Below are 17,967 nucleotides of genomic sequence, written 5' to 3' on the forward strand. Positions count from 1 at the left end.
CATCATCTAATGCTCAATCGTCAACTTTCAGTACTATTTCATCAATGAATAGGATTCAGCCAAAATATAAGTACTATTAAGTCAAATTACAGTACTTTCTAATTGAGTATCGATATGGAAAAAGCGAAGTTTGAAAAAATCCCCCAACGACCTGGGGTTTCATGGCGCTACTTAAAAACGAAAAATTGTTCGGGTGTGTGTGACTGGCACTATCATCAGGAGTTTGAGCTAGTACTGCATCGACATACACAAGGCAATGGCTTTGCTGGCCATTATCAAGGTGAATTAGAGCACAATACTTTGTGGCTAATCTCGCCAGATACGCCACACTCTTTTGAATGTCTCCCCCTCTCAGAAGATACACTTCCAGAACGTCATAGTGTTTGGTTCAAGCGAGAGTGGATAGCCAATATGATATTTAACTGCCTTGAGCTTAGAAAGCTGGACGCTGTACTTAAGCGTGCTCAAAAAGGAATTTGTCTTTCGAAAGAGTCTGGAGAACGTATTTACCAGTTACTCATTCAGCTTAAAGTCGATAGCCATATCGAGTGCTTATCAACGCTTATATTGATTTTGGGTATCGTGGCGGAAGACAAGAGTGCCACAACACTACTCTCTTTCAAAAGACAACACTCCGATGAACGGGAGCCGACCAATAACAAATACGATCGAGCCAAGATTGAAAAGCTGAGCTTTTTAATAGAAAAGAATTACCACGAGTCCATAACACTGGCTGATTTGGCTAAATCCTTATGCACAAGTGAGAGCTCCATTCACAGAATATTTGAAGCGCACTTTCATGAAAGTTTTAGCCAGCATCTAAAGAAAGTACGTTTGAACCATGCAGCGGAGTTACTCACCCACAGCGACCTACCAATCCATTTAATCGCTGAAAAAGTGGGGTATCACAATCAAGCTAACTTCAACCGATTATTCAAACGTTACAAACACGTCACCCCAAGGCAATACCGCAAAGAGTTTGGTCAAAGCACAGAGGTTTAAATAGATAACCACTTCCACGAGTATCGGCTAGCTCTTCACCGAGCTCGTGCTAAATTCAATCCGCCCGTCATAAAATAAATTACCATCCCAATAATCCATTCCTCTCAATAAACCTCTATTAATAATCTTAATAGAGGGTATAGAACATAGTTTTTCGTCTTTTCAGTATAGTGACCGCAACTGAGGAGACGCCCTATGTTTAAAACTCGATTCAAACCTTTAACTCTTTCATTGGTGATTGCTCTTGGAGCTAGCCTTTCGTTTCCATCTTTCGCGGCAGCTACACCTCCCGTCCCTCAACTTAGTCCCGTTGAGCAGGCACTAATGAACGAAACCCATAATTTAGGGGTGAGCGCCTACCTCTGGGGCTCGACACTCGTTCGTATGGAACAGATTAGCCGACAATATACCGATGTCTCTTCCCCACAAGCAGACACCAGTTATCGTGCGCCACTGAATACTTTTGGACATGCTAGGCGTTTAAGCACACCTCAAGATGCCGATATGCCCACCGCAAATCGCGATACGTTGTATTCAAGTGCCGTTTTAGATCTTAGCCAAGGCCCTATCGTTTTAGAGACGCCAGAAGTTACGGATCGCTACTTCGTTATTAATATGTTTGATATGTGGCACAACCTATTTCAATACGTGGGTACTCGAGAAACAGGCAGCCTAGACAAACAGTTTCTAATCGTTCAGTCAGGTTGGAAACCAACAGAAGAGCTTCCACGAGAGCTCACCATTATTGAAGCGCCGACATCGAAAGTATGGCTTTGGGGCCGCACACAAGTGTTTGATGAGCAAGATTATTCAGCCGCTCACACTGTACAAGATCAGTACACATTGACTCCGCTAAATGAGTACCAATCCGGTAAGTCGATAAAGGTTAAGCCTCAAGAGTTATCACCACGCCCTGGCAAGGCAAGCGATCCACTCCGATTTTTTGTTGAGCTTGGTGAATACCTAAAACAGAACCCTCTTAATGAGCGACAAAAAGCAATGGTAGGTCAGTTTAAAAAAATTGGACTAACAGAAAAAGGGTTCGACCCATCGGTACTGAACGCAGCGGCAAAGTCAGAATTAGTTCGCTCTATCGGTAACGCCAAACAAATCGTGATGGCGCAACAAGCAAACCCTGCGAACTTAGAAATGAAAGACGGCTGGGTATACACCTTTGCACTGGATGCATTTGGTGATGATAACGCGATGCGATCGCTTATCGCTCACCCTTATTTAGGCGGGCAAGGACCAAAAGAAGCGATTTACCCAATGGCTGCGATGGATGTGAACGGTCAACCGTTAATGGGGAAGAATAACTACACAATGAGCTTTGATAAAGAGCCACCTGTAGGCGCTTTTTGGTCAGTCACTGTCTATGACGCAAAAACAAAAATGCTCGTCGACAACCCTATCGCTCGCTACAACATCAGCAACCTATCTGATCTTCACAAAGCATCAGATGGTTCATTCCAACTGCATTTATCTCATCAGGCTCCAAAAGATAAGGTCGATGAAAGCAACTGGCTCCCTACACCAAATGGGCAATTTTACGTCCTAACTCGTTTGTACATTCCAACCGGAGAAGTTCTCAACATGGAATGGACAGTTCCAGGTATTACCCAAAAACACTGATAAATCATAGTAAACACAACACTAGCTCAACACTAAAGTGGCGATACCGCCCCGCCATTTTTCAATTTATAAGAGGTTCTCAATGAACAAACATAAAGCAATCTACTTCTCAATCATGGCGATGACAGGTCTCTCCTTACCTGCAATGGCTGAAGAGAGCGAAGTACAAGACATGTCAGACCCACTCGCGATCTATACCCAACTTGGTGGAGGCATCACAGACAAGGGACTCAACCTTAAAATGGGCAAGGCCTACGACACCGGTATCGAAAATACTGCGGGTATGAACGTGTTGGAAATTAAAGGAGTGGGTGGCGACGTTTTTGGTTGGCATGACAATGAAGAGCGTCTCAACAACAGCGTAGACTCTATCCGACTTCGTAACTTTAACGCTAACGTGAAAACAGGCCGCGCCAGACAAATTGATGTCAATTACGACCTGAACAATGATTTTGGCATGGCTTCATACAGTGTTATTCAAGCGTTACCAGCCATGGGGCCTATTAACCTATTTCCATTAGCTGGCGCGGGTGTGGCGTTTGGCAATAACGTGGTTGGTGATGATGGCGACGTGATTAGCGGCTACTCAGTACCCGGTACGTATGGTGTCGTTGGTACATACACCAAATTGAATCTGTCAGACAAACTGTGGTTGAACTACAACCCTATGTGGCTAACCACTTTATCGGGCTCAGACACCTATAAGCAACATGGATTTGAAAATCACGACAGTGTTCTCACGCATGAATTTGCGATTTCTTACCAGTTCACACCACGATTCAATGTTCGATACTTTGCAAACTGGAGCGAACACACAGATTTCTCTGATGGCGACCACCGTATCGAATTCAACTACCAACTGTAGCGTCCACTTTATATACGTAGAAAGTCCATAATAACCATGGCAAGGACGCCTGAATTCTATGTAGCTTGTCCCTGAAAACAGTTAAGCCTACTTATCTAATCCATCTTACTTAAGACATCAGTTATAGAGTCGATAAACAATTGCGTTCGCTTTGGTAAGAACTTGCGACAAGGATAGATAGCATAGATAGGAAAACTAAATTTCTGAGGCTGGATGAACGCTTTGGATATAATTCCTTTCGCCTCATATTCTTTGGCTAAAAACTTCGGCAAACGGGCGATACCAAGGTGTTGCAATACAAACTCTAACGACACCTCTGGATTACCTGTGACAAAACGAGGGGCAATATCAACTTGAAAAGATTGTTGGTTGTGTTGAATCGTCCAAACTTTTGGTAAGTGATTATTCACTGACGAATAAATCAGATTAAATCGGCTCAGATCAGTAGGCTCAGCGACTTTTCCATTTTTAGTCAGGTATTCAGGAGTCGCATAGTAATCGAGCTCAAGTTGCCCAACCAGTTTACCGACTAGGCTAGTATCTTGCGGATAGTCGATATGAAGCATGACATCAAAATTGATCCGCGCCATCTCATGCTGACGACCTTCACTCAAGACCCATTCAACCTCAAGCTGATGATCTTGCTTGGCCATTGCCGCAATCGTTGAGCTGGAAATTTTAGCCATTCCAAGGGAAGACAGGACCGTTAGCTTACCCGCGAGTGAATCGTTATTTTGATCAAGCGTGTACTTCAGGTGTTTGACTTCACTAATAATATTCTGTGCAGAGGAGTATAAAACTTTGCCAGCTGCTGTCATATTCACTCGGTGTGAGTCTCGGATCAGCAATTTAGATTGTAGCTGCTTTTCCAGTGAGGTTATTCTGCGACTCAAGGTCGATGAGGATATACCCAAGGACTTCGCAGCTAGGGTATATCCTTCTTTTTCCACAACCAGAACGAACGCTTCTAAATCACTGCTATTCACCACTACTCCTTACGCGTATTGATGGAATATTAAAGCGCTCACTCTAGCCGAGTATTAAGGATGGGTAGTTGATCTATAACCTAATTCTGTGTGCTTTGACTCAGAGTCTTTCTCGCTACCAACGCATTATCTACGCATATTTCATGTTTGTTGCGAGAAGCGGCAATGAGTGTTTGGAAGAATACGAAATGCACTCCAGGCCAGACAATGCCTGACATAATAAACGTTAGATTTAAGAAGATGGCAAAGACACAAGCCCATACTCGGAACAAACCTAATATCAGAATGACACCTAAAATAAGTTCGGCCCAAGGGATAAACACGTTCAATACTGGTGCTAAAGGAATAAAAATAGATTCAACGAACCACTGCCAAATCGTCGCCCCCCACTCACCACGTTGCGCTTGAAATACAACGTTCGAGTGATCTTGTAGAACAAAAAAGTTAAAAAATCCGACGACATCAAAGTCACTGGTCACTTTTCCCCAGCCCGCTTTTGCCCAAGAGTAACCATAGTAACAACGAATTGCCGTTAAAAAATAACCTACAATGCGGTTGTTTTGCATAATGTTGAATAGTGCTGCTGTATTAAGCATTTAATTTTCCTTATTAAACCTTTAACTAGTACGCTAACTAAGGCATCAATTAGAAGTGGTAACGTACACCGATAGCACCCATGTTATCGTTGCGATCAATACCAAATTCATCTTTGCTGTCTTCAAATTTCAACTCACCGTAAAACAGAACTTCATTCCAGTTGTACATGGTCCCTAGGCTGTAGTATTGCCAGCGAGCGTCACTGTTATCGTCATTGAGTGAGTTCACTGCAGTGTAAAGTTGAATGCCAGAACCTAGCGTGTACATGTAAAGTGCTTCTAATCCGTGAGCCTTTTCAGCAACAAGCGTTTGGTCTCCATTACCATACAAAGAACCTATCGATATGTGATCCTTATAGATGCCATAGCTTACCGCTGAGTAGATGTTGCTCGTCATATAACGAACCGACGTGTTCCACATCTGTGCATCGTCAGCGCCTATATCCGCTTTCTCAGCATTGGTACGCTCCATCACGTTGTAGACAGTACCAAATGTAAAATCACCCAAGTTATAACCAATAGCTGCCGCATACCCTCGGTCACGGCCATTACTTTGATCACTCACTTGGTATTGAGCTGATACATTCACGTTACCAAAATTATTGCGGTAGATAAGTGCATCGTTAGCACGTCCCGTACCTGCTACACCGCCGTTCTCACGAGTACCATTCGCCGTAGAACCGTATACCCAAAGAACATCTGTAACACCTGCTACGTCAAAGTAGGTTCCCCACTGCTTACCAAATGAGAAGCGTCCGTAATCTTCATGACCAATCTGTACATAGCCTAAGCGGTTATAGAAACTATTGAAGTTATCACTTTGCGGTGTTGCCATTCCATATTCGAGTACAGACGTTGCACTCCAGTCATTACCCATATCACGACCAAACACAAAGTTAATTCGTGAAGCCATGTCTTCCGCAGTCGTATTTCGCTCGTCTGTTTTTTTGTTTTCAAACGCAATATTCAACCGCCCTCCGACTGAAAAACTATTGGTACTATCGTTATACAACTCAATTGCCATTGCGTTAGAGGTAACTAACAGTGCAGGAACGGCCAATGCAGCAATGTGCTTTTTCATAAAGAACTTCCTAAATAAAAATAATTATTGGAATACAAAGCAACAACTCACTTTGCTTACCTGTCTATGAGAAAACGAGTTGTTACTATTTTGAGGGGCAAATTTTAGAGTGCTGAGTGGCAAATAGAACAAGCTAAGGGGCAATGTTAAGTTGCAGATATTGCAACCAAGGAAGTTGTTTCTACTAAGAATTGCAGTGATATATCTTTAAGCCAATTTTTCAGCCAAAGAAATATCATTTAAGTTACTGTTTTAATGGAACCCTTACTTTCAATATGGTCAATAAGGGTTCTACTGTTTGTCGATATTCACTATAAGATCGGACGTTTAAGAATAATGTTTCAATATGTAAGTTGAAGGGTGAAGGGTGAAGGCAAAGCCGTCATAAACGAAGAGTTATTGTGACGTCATACCCCTCACTCTTAACACAGAAATGAGGGGGAGCATTATTAAAATCTATACCCTATCTCAATACCAAAGAACTGATTCGAATTGTTGAATGCACCCTTCATTAAACCAGAATTAATCTCTGGATTTCCATAATCAACATAGCTGTAATAGGCATTAAGAGTTGTGGCGTCACTCCATTGATAAGTAGCACCAACGCTATACTTTTTCTGCTCTGCAACAGGAAGATCAGGCGATTGTAGACTTGGCTCATCCAAAGGAGAACTCACATAGCCCACGCCTGCTTCCAATCGAAGATCGTTTGAAACTTCAAAACGAGCTCCCAAAGAGGCAAACCAAACATCGTCAAAAGACCGATTCTTATTCACTGATGTTTGGCCAATATCAATCAAGGTTTCTTTGTTCTGGCTCCAATACTCTTGACCAACACTCCAAACTAAGCTGATTGGATCATTTAATTGGTGAAGACCCGATATCTCAAGTCTTGCCGCATTGACCAAAGTAACTTCCGCTTCACTCGAATGACTGACGAGTTGAAGATCGCCTTGCAGTTGATGATCCATCTTTGAACGATAGGTCATGCCTAAGCGGTGGTCATAATTTAATTGATAAGTCATCCCCACGTTATAACCAAACGCAACCGAGTCAGAGTTCAAAGTCGCTTGATTAGCCAAAGCGGTTTGTTCAAATGTAGCGTGATCAATTTGTACACCCACACCGATATTCATTTTATCCGTGAGTTCATAAGACAATGAAGGGTTGAGCTGCATTACGGTTAACTGAAGGTCATTAAGCGCCAATGAACCCGCATATTGACTGCCATAATCTAACGCACTTCCCCCTGTTGAGGTAAGCGTAACTCCCAATGCGATTGAGTCATTGATAGGCTCTACATAATAAAGAGAACCGTAAGGCTGTAACCCTCCCGCATTAGCACTGCTCAAAGCATCAGATCGATTATCATCGTAGCGGACGGTTAGATCCATCATCGCTAAGTTAATTGATAATGAGCGACTTTCTAAGTAAGACATTGATGCAGGATTGCTATAAGCAGTTGATGCATTTTCAGCAATGGCGGCAGTCCCTGCGCCTGCCGTACTAACATGTAAGTGACTCATTTCAGAAACAAGAGTGGCAGCAGCATGACTGTATGACGAGACAACCGCCAATGTGATAGCTGTAAGAGAAATGGTTTGTTTTTTCATAAAAGTCCTAGGCCAATGCATCGGCATCGACAGGTAACATAAAATGGAAAAGCGCTTCAATAAGAAGCGCTAAAAGATACGGAAGAGTTACAGCTTCTCGACTTGAGGCATTGGATATTGGTTATCCAATACTTCTTGTGTTGGCTCGTATAAACGAACGTGTAGGTAGAAGTCATCTTCAGGGGCAGGAAGCCAGTTACAAGACACATCCGCAGGGCGGTCATGCTGAATACAGATAGGCAACGTGCCATCTTCTGCGTATCTGAGCTCATCCTGACGATTGGTAGAGATCGAATAACGATTGATATCATTCTCAACCATGTACAAGTCTTTTGCGTCATACATGGTGAGTGACCAGAACTCTTCTGCTGGTGTATTCGCAGGCATAGTCATTCTGTATTGATGTTTGCCCGATAGTTGCTCACCCTTAGAATCGGTATAGCGATTAGGATACAGAGCGCGTTCCGGTACGTTTAACCCGGCAGCTCGCAGGTTAATACTTGCGCGGCTTAAGTAGTCGTTACCGTAGCGACCACCTTCAAACATCATCGACCAGCCATTGTTTGTTGCGCCTACATTTCGGCCAGCGTATTGAATTATTTTTTGAGATGACGCGAGTGCTCGCATTAAACCTTTCTTTTGATCGGAAGATAGGTTGTCTGGATTGAAGGGTTGCTCACCGCCAATCCCAATGTATTCAAATTGATCGACAATCGCTGCATCTTCGGCTATCGGGCTCTTACGTAATTCTCGATCGATCAATGCGAACCATTCAAGACCTGATGGGCGAGCCATCGGTGGGATCTTCGAAGTTGACTTGGCCAATTCAAGTGGCCCATGATCTTGTCCCAGTTCATTTAACGGATAGCTAATAAAACGATCGTGGACTTGTAACGCCGCATCAAGATCTTGATCACCCGCAACACCGGTGCGATGAATCAGCCATACATAAGGCGTTCGTGACTCAACAATCGCATCAATACCTTCTGGGATCTCTCCATTCCAATCTTGATTCATTAGAAGCACCTTTGCGCCCTTATCCCCTACGTTATTTCGATGAAGATCTTCTATCGAATCAGAGTACGCATCCAATAACTGGACGATGTAGTATCGATCATCGGTTTTTGGGATCTCGATGACCATCGGACCTGAAAGATCAAGGTCATAGTGTGCTTGAGAATATAATGTGTCGTTATTAACGGTTGGCACGATACGGTCTTCAGGCCCTGCTAGAACACGGGTCTTCCCCATTTCATTCAGTGGTGCCATCGCGTTATCCATTGGCGCTTCAACCGATGTTGATGTCTGACGTACTGCTGCGACCGTTAATGGCCCTGTACCATAGATAAACGCTTGAATACCTAGGTTATAGGCTAACTCTTCCTCGGCAGAAACTTCGGATGCTGCATACGATGTGGTACTAAAAGCGGAGACTAATGCGATGGCAAGAAATGATTTTTTCATGGTAGACCTTAATCCAGTAATTGAACTTACTGGATCAGGCTATCAGAGGCGTTTATCCGCTCAAATCGAATAGATTGGATATCCTCTATTACTTATTTTAATAGAGGTGACCACAACGCCGTATTTTAGCTGATGATAATTTTAGATTCTTGATAGAGCCAATGCGTCAAAGGGTCCATTCGGTTACGTTGATGAGTGAACAGTGATACCGGCCTAAATTGCGCTTCTTTGGTGAGCTCTTCAGGCAGCGCCAGAGATTGAAAATGCGCAGGAAGATTAGCGACAGCATGCTTAGAGATAACCCCAATGTAATTACCATATTCAACCAAGTTCAACATGACATTAATATCACTGGTCCTAACATTGATGTGTTTTGATAAGTTGAGTTTCTTAATCAACTTTTCACTACGAGACGCTTCTGTTTCTCCATGAATCAAGTTGATACACAATGGAAACTGCAATAAATCCGTTAGGCTAAATGAAGCAAGCGGCAAGTCGTGCCTTGCTACGACCACAAATTCGTCATTCCCAATGTCCATCTGAGTGAGGTTTTTATTGGTTTCCATCGGTAGGTAACTAAAGCCCCAACATTGGCTCTTCAATTCTAAATCTCGCAGCGCATCAAAACCCCAGTGGTAACACTCTACGGTGACATTGGGTGCTAACTGAGTCAGCTTTAGAACCAGTTGAGTAGCAATAGTTGGCATAAGAGGCGGTGAGAAAATCAAAGAAACCTCTCCTCGTAGCTGGCTAATATCCCATGACTTCTCGTCAATATAGAGTGCTTCTAAACTATCAAGCACACTTGGGAGTTGTTCCAGTAACTGTTTACATCGAGCAGTCGGTTCAAGCTGATTTTTGTCTCTGACAAACAGAGGATCATTAAACTGCTCACGTAACTTTCTAAGCATCACGCTGATTGTTGGTTGGCTAACGTGCAAACGTCTTGCAGCAGATATCGTCTGCTTCTCTTCACTTAGAACGAGTAAAAGTTGGAGTAAGTTAAAGTCTTTGTTCATCTAAATTATTGAGCCCATTGAGCCGTAAGTTCTATCCCTTTAGGGTAAGACATCCAAGATGAATAGGCTATTAACAAGTAAGCGATAGAGGTGATAACTCAAGTGTTCAATGCAGAAACGAATACAGTTAGGGGAAGTGCTCGAGCGGACAATTAATTAGACCCTCTTATTAGAGGGCCTAATGCAGTTCTGATATTGGATGTATAAATCGCTACTTGCTAGCGTTGACCGCTTTTATAAAGGCTTCTTGAGCGCCTTCTACGTTCAAGGCTTTCGCTTCATCAAGTAGAGCTAGTGCTTTATCTAGCATGCCAACACTGACTGCGCTTTCAATGCTGGTTAAGTAAAACTGCTGCTGAGCGGAACTTAGAGTCGCGATATCACTGTTTGAGTCACTCAATGAGACAGTGGCTATTGCCGCTTTTTTATCTACGGCAACTTGCTGTTGTTGCTCTGCAAGATCGGTTTTAAACTTTTGCTGCGCGGTATCGGAACTCGCTACCGTAATAGGTTCATCCAATACCAGTGCGTCATCCACCTTCGCAACAATACTCAGTTCACCGAATGGCGAGTGTGGAATCATTGGATTTGGTACGTCCGGCGGGTAGTTCCCACGAGCAATAGCATCAAGCTTAACCGGGTGCAAGACCTCTGATTCACCTTCAATTAACTCAGGCGTTGTATACACGAGCAATTTAACACGTTGTTTTCCAACGGGCTGAATAGTCACCTTAGAAACTAAACGATCGCCATCCATTCCATAAGCGTGTTTATATTCAAAGTCATCGGTTTCAAATGTCTTAATGATTTGATTCTGTTCATTCAGTAGTGCTGCATTTGGGTAGAAAACGGTTTTCTTAAAATGGCTGATTATCTCTAACTCTAGCTCTTTTCCTTGAGTATCTATATCGAAGGCAGCGATATAGCTTTTGCCCTCAGATATCTCAAACTTCTGATTTAATTCATCAATTGAGAAATTAATGCGTTTTGTTGGCTCAACTTCCGCCCAATGTATCTGAGCGTAGCTCTGCGCCACTTGCTCAATGTTCTCGGCGTCAAAGACAACGGTTTCTGTCGTTGCACAGCCTAATAATGCCATACTGATCGCGCAACCTAGAACCAATCGTTTCATATGAACCTCACTTCTCTCAACGATGAAAGCCGACACGAAGCCGGCTTGATTTATCACTTACTTAAATATGGACTATTTAAATATGAACTATTCAATTGTGGACAACGAATGTTTACCACCAAGCTTCCATTTGGATACCAACACTGAACTCAGTGTCGTCAGTGCCTTTTGCAAAGCTGTCTGCTTCGTGGTCCATGAAGTATGAGCCGTATACGCGAATTTCAGGACGTGCCCAGAAGCTAGAACCAGCAGACCATGCTTGAGCAATCGTTAGCTTAGAGCCTGACGAATCCATCGTTGTTCCACCCTGCTTAACTTCATCCGCAAAGTAACCCGCTTCAAAGACTGTCTTCATGTGGTCATCCCACTTGTACATTGGGCGAATTACCGCATTATATGCAGTTATATCACCAACACCTTGAGATGCTCCAGAGCTATCTCGAGATGCAACAACATCGCCACCTTGAGCATACATTACCGTGTGGCCAACTTCCCATGATTCACCAAAGCCTACTACACCCCAGTTGATGATACGGAAACCATCGCCATCATTGTTATCTGTAGAGTTACGGTTGTACCAACCACCGCCACCGTACGTTGCCATTTGTTCGCCGTAAGATGCTGTACCGAATTGTAGAACCGTTTGGTTAAAACCGTTATCTAGCCCCTGGCCAACAACCGCCGTTAAAAGTACGCCATTATCAGCATCAATACTTTGACCTTCTGCTTCAGACGCAAAGTCGTAAGCCACAGCTAGCTCTAAGTTAGCATCAGCCCACAGATCAATGCCAGCGTAGCGCGCATCGAACGTGTAGCCTGACACCTTATCGCCAACAGTATCTTCGCCATCATCATGCATAACAGCTAGCGATAATTTACCACCACCAACAGATAGGTTTTCAATACCGCCACCAGCACCGCCAGATGTGTCTAGGAAGTAGAAGTCAGTAATGTGGATATCTTTACGTTGGTAGTAACGTTGACCAGCCCAAAGTACCGCTTCTTTATCACTGAAAAGACCTTGTGCTTGAACGTTCATAACACGAAGTGCGCTAGCATCGCCTTCCCAGTTGTTGTTACCAGATTGACCGTAAGCAACCAATGACTCAAGTTTGAAAGTCACATCATCGTTGTTGTACAGCTCAGCGTTCAGGCCGATTTCTGAATACAAGTCACTTTCATTACCTAAGCGACCTACTTTGTTCTTTTCGTATGTTACATGTTCGCCTTCCCCACTAAGACCAACACCACCACGAGCGTAACCGTGGAAATCGACAGCCGCTGCAAACGCACCAGCACTTAGAGACGCAGCCACTGCAGCAGCAATTAAACTTACTTTTTTCATTATTAACTCCATTTAGGGTTTTTATTTTTCTTATCTCTTTAACTAAACCCATAAAGGCAGAAATGGACCTAATTAAGAAAAGATAAGCTGGGATTGAATCCCTTTTGTTTCGACTGTGGCTAGATTACCTAGGGAGGAGGAGTGCTGCGTCCTCCACCTTTGACTTATTTAAGGGGGATGAGAAAGGAGGAGAAACTGAAAAATACGCTGTTTAATAGAGTTGGATCACACAACTAAGGGGGAGTACGACTAAATAGCATCCATTTTCACAGTTCAAAACGATATCAAGCTCAAGTTTTTTAACCGAATCGCAAAAAAACTGAAATAAAATTACATCTAAAATTTATTGATAAGGAGCTTGACCATTGTTACTCAAAGTCTTTTACTAAGAGCTCCTAAATAAAAAGCAAAAAATATAGAATAATGATAGGCATAAGTTCACAGCCATACCCTTTAGGGGCGACATTAAGCCAGCATGGATGCAACTTTTCTATTTATGCACCAGACCAAAAAAGCATTGCTTTGGTCCTTTTTGATGCGGCAAACAATCAACAGATTCATCAAATCAGTAACGACTATGCAGGTGTTAAGCATATTTTTATTGAAGACATTCAAGTTGGGCAAAAGTATGGGTTTCTTATCGAAATCGATGAAGAGCCTCACCTGCTTTCTGATCCATACGCGAAAGCGATAGATGGTCCGCTCTACTACCAACCTCCTTTCACTTCAAAAACGAGTTTCGAACTGCCAAAGAGCGTTGTAACTTGCGATCAATTTGATTGGCAAGAGACACAGCCTCCTCGAATCTCAAGAGAAGAGACCGTTATATTCGAAACGCATGTGAAAGGGGTGTCCAAACTCAATCCAAAGGTTCCAGAGAATCAGCAAGGTAAGTATTTGGGCCTAGTCAGCGATGAGATGCTCGATTTTTATCAAAAGCAACACATCAATACCATCCAACTATTACCTATCGCTGCATGTATGCATGAGCCTCACTTGCTGAATATGGACAAAGTCAATTACTGGGGCTACAACCCTTATTTGTTTATGGCTCCTGATCCTAGATACGCAAACAGTGACGCCGTAACCGAACTAAAAACCACCGTTCGTGAACTGCACAAGCAAGGCATCGAGGTCATTCTCGACGTGGTTTACAATCACACTGCAGAATCAGGAGAAGACGGTCCTGTCTTTAACTTGAAGCCTTTAGATTCTGGTTACTACCTTAAACATGGGCAGCACTTCGCCAACTACACCGGGTGCGGTAATACCGTCGACATTAGTCATCAAGCTTCGCTTAACCTTGTAATGGACACCCTGCGCTACTGGGTCAGTGAATATCATATCGACGGGTTTAGATTTGATTTAGCCGCCACGCTTGGCCGTGAAGGGGATCACTTCAATAATCAATCAGCTTTCTTCAAAGCGGTTGCTCAAGATCCTGTTTTAAAACAAGTGAAGCTTATTGCTGAACCATGGGATATCGGCCCTAACGGCTATCAGGTGGGTAATTTCCCACTAGGTTGGAATGAATGTAATGATCGCCTAAGAGACATCACACGCAGCTTCTGGCGCGGTGATCAGGGCTATTTAAAAGAGTTTGCCACACGCATTATGGGGTCGCGCGATCTATATAGTGCATCAAATTGGCCATTTAACCTCACCGTCAACTACATCACTTACCATGATGGCTTCACGATGCAAGATTTGGTTTCTTATAAGCATAAGCACAACGAAGCAAACGGTGAGCAAAATCGAGATGGTCATGGTGATAATCGCTCTGACAATTACGGGGTAGAAGGGCCATCTGAAAATAGAACAATCATAGAGCTGCGTGAAAAGCAGAAACGTAACTTTATGGCTAGTTTGCTGTTTGCTTTTGGCATGCCACACATTTTGACGGCAGATGTTCTTTCTCACTCTCAACAAGGCAATAACAACGCTTACTGCCAAGATAACGAACTGAGTTGGCTAAATTGGGAGCAAGACAAGCATCAATCGGCGTTCCAAGAATGGCTTGCCGATATGATTCAGGCAAGACATACCTACATGGTGCCATTTCTGCACGCGTTTAGTGGTGATAGCCGTAATGATAACCGTATATTCTGGCGTCGCGTTAATGGCACTAATATGGAGCATGATGATTGGAATACTCTAAGCTCCGTTGCACTGCACCTTGGTATTGGTAAATCTGGTGATGAGATGATCTATTGCATCAACCAAACAAACGCACCTGCTAGGTTTAGTCTTCCTACGGATCATGGCCAGCAGTGGAAGATGGTGTGCAATACAGACTCCCACGAACTGCATAAAACGATCGATGAAAAGCAAGTGCTTATCGCTCCGACTTCGATAGCAATCTTTCATTTTAAAAAATAATCATAAAACTGTGAGCGATATAGTATATATATCGCTCATTTATCATTATTGGGTATGGATTAATATTCGTTGATATGCTCACTAATCCCATTTAGTATGACGCCATAAAAATATAATTATTAAATCAATTGGCTCAATAAATGGCTTTACCAAAACTACTAATACGCACGCTTAGGCCGTGCATATTCCTATTGATAATAGGGATGATATACCTAGCCTTTCAACAACTTAAGTCTTCTGAAGAAAAAGCATATATTCAATCAAAAGCAAACATACACACCGCCTCATTACTGGTTGCTTCGCATATTGAAGCTGCAGCGAGTAAGTTGTACCTGCTTCATGATGCGCGTAGCAATAGCTCGTTTGAAACTTTAGCAACAAACATACTTAGCAGCACGTTACTCTATTCAGATATTTTGCTGGTCGATTCACACGCTCATCAATACACATCAATTCGTCGTGCAGAGCCTGATGTGGACACATTGAGCCATTTAGAGTGGCGTTCAATAACGGGGCTTTCTTCTGACTTTTCAATTTCCCCAATATACAAAACCACTAACGGCCGATGGGTTTTCGCCACGCGTTATCAGCCAAATGAGCGCGAAGCCTTATGGGTTGAATTTGATCTTTTACATGGTTCAAACCTGCTTAAAGGTATGAGAACACTCAATGATGGCTATCTATTTGTAGTAGATAGACTGACCGGTAAGCTGGTCTTTCACCCTAATCCTCAGAGAATAGGTGATGAGTCAATCAGCTATCAAAGTGGAATCCGAGAGCTAGTTAAACAGGGAAATAATTATGGAACTTTTGAGTACTACTATAAAAATCAGCACAAAGTGTCTGTTTATGATGCAGATAACTTTTTAAACTTAGTTTTTGTCTCTGGCACTAACCGAGCTGATATTCTTTCTAGCTCTTACCAATTTAACTTAGCTGCAGTCGTTATTGCCTCATTACTGCTCATCATCGCTGCTACTAATTATCTGATTTATCAACTTAGTAACTCATTGTCTAAGCTTAATACTAAAGAGACCATTGCGGATTATAAGCACCAGTTACGCTCCATACTCGACCGATTCTGTCACCATCAAGGCGTTCAGTTTTGTTTATATGAGCAAGATACAGGTCAGTTATCAACGATTGATTTTCATGGTAATGAGAAGGTCATTCATAGTGATAAAAAATTCAGAACACTATATAACTCAAATGAAATTTACTATTTTGGTAAGCGTAATGGAGATGATCTAGCTAAAAAGCTGCATATCAATGCGCGCCATTACACGATTCCACTGTTTAATACCCAAGGATTGATTGCCATTATTTACATGCCGATGTTCTTCCCCACACATCGTAGCTTATTGCAAATGATTAGGAACTCGGCGGAAGTGGCACTGAATAACCTGCTGCTGAATCAAAAGATGCAGAGTAAAGATGTCATGACGAACTTGGATAATAAGCTAACGATTCGTAATCAATTAGATGATCAATTAGGGCAAGAACACGTCTATTTAGCATTAGTCGATATAGACCATTTTCGCTCAATTAATGATGAATACAGCCATTTGGCTGGCGACAATATCATCATACATACTGCCAAATTGATGCAAGCTTGCTTCCCTAAACCAAAGGCTACCAGCTTGGCCCGCTTTGGTGGTGAAGAGTTCGGAATTCTATTTAAGGCCAACGATGAAAACCATGCTTATGATTTGTGTGAAATGCTAAGACATCGAGTAGAGCAAACGTCTTTAGAGTGCGAACAGAAAACAATTAAGTACACAATAAGCATTGGTATAACTTCAGTTAATGAAAGCCAACATTCATCAATAGGAAGAGCAGATAAAGCACTCTATCAGGCAAAAGGGCTAGGGCGTAACCAAGTCGTTTTAAATACTTTTCAATCTTAATCTTCTGATAAATTGTCAATTGAAAAAAAGGGCGCACTTAAGTACGCCCTTCTTTCTTCAATGAATAATCTAAAGTAAAAATTGATGCCTTGCGTGATCAAACGACAGCTTATCTAACAGCTCATTGGCAACGTCTTGACTCGTCTCATCAAATTGAACACCATAAGTCCAATAATGGCTAGATAACTTCTTATTTCTAACGATACCCGATACAATCGCACTCTTATCTGGGCAGTCGGTATCGAGAATCTTAACCTCGACAACATTACCCACTTTGTAATTGTTCGTATCTCTATCGGTCACCACTTGGCATCCAGTATTGGAAATATCACGAATCTGACACAAATACTTGTGACCATCAGGGTCCAATAGCCCTTCCAATGCAATCTCCAATCTTGCTTCAGAACGAAGCCCTGCTGCCATTTGCGTTGCTTTTGGCAATGTGATTAACACCAAACACTCAGGGCCAGCATCAACAACGTATTCAATTTTACTCTTAAAATAGACTCGGGCTCCTTCTCCTTTTTGGGCAATAGCACACGCTTTTATTGCGTAACCTCGCTGAAAAAACACCGCAAACTCTTGTGGGCTCACACCTGGTTTCTCAAGGACCAACAAATTATTAGGATGAATACCTATAAATTTAGATCGGCACTTTAAAGCTTTCCCCGTTGGAGTCGAGATAACAAAAGCAACATCACTGAGCGGGTTTACACGGCTAAACGCGTCCTCTCCGTAGACAATATTGCTAGCGTCATTGACTTTAGCTACGCCTTCGTTGGAATCACCGTTAGACTCACTGTTGCTGCCTTGGGCACCATCTTTGTGATTATCATCAGATAAATCGATTGATTTTTTTTCCGCTTCTTCAACATTTGTCGTCATATCTAAGCCTATTTTTTTATCTAGCTAGCACTTAAATAGGTATAAGATATGAATACAATTT

At 42.6% G+C, this 17,967-nt stretch carries 14 protein-coding genes; 5 read left to right on the forward strand and 9 right to left on the reverse strand.

Going from position 1 to position 17,967, the window contains the following annotated elements; translation table 11 throughout:
* The first annotated feature begins 114 nt into the window (after window positions 1–114).
* The 3 genes from L4D20_RS18610 to L4D20_RS18620 all read left to right on the forward strand — a co-directional run bounded on the left by L4D20_RS18610 (window position 115) and on the right by L4D20_RS18620 (window position 3,499).
* The gene (locus L4D20_RS18610; RefSeq protein ID WP_428803084.1) at window positions 115–1,002 is read left to right on the forward strand and encodes a helix-turn-helix transcriptional regulator; all 888 of its coding nucleotides are present in this window, start codon (window positions 115–117) and stop codon (window positions 1,000–1,002) included.
* Between the two features lie 195 nt (window positions 1,003–1,197).
* Entirely contained in the window at window positions 1,198–2,634 is a 1,437-nt protein-coding gene (locus L4D20_RS18615; protein WP_428803085.1) for a DUF1254 domain-containing protein, read from the forward strand.
* 82 nt (window positions 2,635–2,716) lie between these two features.
* Entirely contained in the window at window positions 2,717–3,499 is a 783-nt protein-coding gene (locus L4D20_RS18620; protein WP_428803086.1) for a hypothetical protein, read from the forward strand.
* Window positions 3,500–3,594: 95 nt separating this feature from the next.
* Here L4D20_RS18620 and L4D20_RS18625 read toward each other — a convergent pair whose 3' ends face one another.
* The 8 genes from L4D20_RS18625 to lamB form a co-directional block, all read right to left on the reverse strand.
* Window positions 3,595–4,485: a LysR family transcriptional regulator gene (locus L4D20_RS18625; protein WP_428803087.1), complete on the reverse strand. Its 891-nt coding sequence runs from the start codon at window positions 4,483–4,485 to the stop codon at window positions 3,595–3,597.
* Window positions 4,486–4,565: 80 nt separating this feature from the next.
* Entirely contained in the window at window positions 4,566–5,081 is a 516-nt protein-coding gene (locus L4D20_RS18630; RefSeq protein WP_428803088.1) for a hypothetical protein, read from the reverse strand.
* Between the two features lie 49 nt (window positions 5,082–5,130).
* Window positions 5,131–6,162, reverse strand: a complete 1,032-nt coding sequence (locus tag L4D20_RS18635) for a porin (protein WP_428803089.1) — start codon at window positions 6,160–6,162, stop codon at window positions 5,131–5,133.
* 449 nt (window positions 6,163–6,611) lie between these two features.
* Entirely contained in the window at window positions 6,612–7,775 is a 1,164-nt protein-coding gene (locus L4D20_RS18640; protein ID WP_428803090.1) for an OmpP1/FadL family transporter, read from the reverse strand.
* Window positions 7,776–7,862: 87 nt separating this feature from the next.
* A complete protein-coding gene (locus L4D20_RS18645; RefSeq protein ID WP_428803091.1) occupies window positions 7,863–9,239 on the reverse strand; it encodes a DUF1254 domain-containing protein in 1,377 nt (458 codons plus the stop codon).
* Between the two features lie 125 nt (window positions 9,240–9,364).
* The gene (locus tag L4D20_RS18650; protein WP_428803092.1) at window positions 9,365–10,258 is read right to left on the reverse strand and encodes a LysR family transcriptional regulator; all 894 of its coding nucleotides are present in this window, start codon (window positions 10,256–10,258) and stop codon (window positions 9,365–9,367) included.
* Between the two features lie 211 nt (window positions 10,259–10,469).
* Window positions 10,470–11,390: a MalM family protein gene (locus tag L4D20_RS18655; RefSeq protein WP_428803093.1), complete on the reverse strand. Its 921-nt coding sequence runs from the start codon at window positions 11,388–11,390 to the stop codon at window positions 10,470–10,472.
* A gap of 112 nt (window positions 11,391–11,502) precedes the next feature.
* Window positions 11,503–12,735 (reverse strand): maltoporin LamB, encoded by a 1,233-nt coding sequence (gene lamB, locus L4D20_RS18660; RefSeq protein WP_428803094.1) that lies wholly within the window; start codon window positions 12,733–12,735, stop codon window positions 11,503–11,505.
* 423 nt (window positions 12,736–13,158) lie between these two features.
* Here lamB and glgX point away from each other — a divergent pair, with 423 nt between their 5' ends.
* Complete coding sequence (gene glgX / locus L4D20_RS18665) at window positions 13,159–15,114, forward strand: glycogen debranching protein GlgX (protein ID WP_428803095.1); 1,956 nt, start codon at window positions 13,159–13,161, stop codon at window positions 15,112–15,114.
* A 203-nt stretch (window positions 15,115–15,317) separates the two neighbouring features.
* Window positions 15,318–17,021, forward strand: a complete 1,704-nt coding sequence (locus tag L4D20_RS18670; protein ID WP_428803096.1) for a sensor domain-containing diguanylate cyclase — start codon at window positions 15,318–15,320, stop codon at window positions 17,019–17,021.
* A 69-nt stretch (window positions 17,022–17,090) separates the two neighbouring features.
* On the opposite strand, the gene L4D20_RS18675 is transcribed toward L4D20_RS18670, so the two are convergent.
* Window positions 17,091–17,906: a PilZ domain-containing protein gene (locus tag L4D20_RS18675; protein ID WP_428803097.1), complete on the reverse strand. Its 816-nt coding sequence runs from the start codon at window positions 17,904–17,906 to the stop codon at window positions 17,091–17,093.
* Window positions 17,907–17,967: the final 61 nt, after the last annotated feature.

It is taken from the genome of Vibrio kyushuensis, assembly GCF_050337325.1.
Taxonomy (GTDB): Bacteria; Pseudomonadota; Gammaproteobacteria; order Enterobacterales; family Vibrionaceae; genus Vibrio; species Vibrio kyushuensis.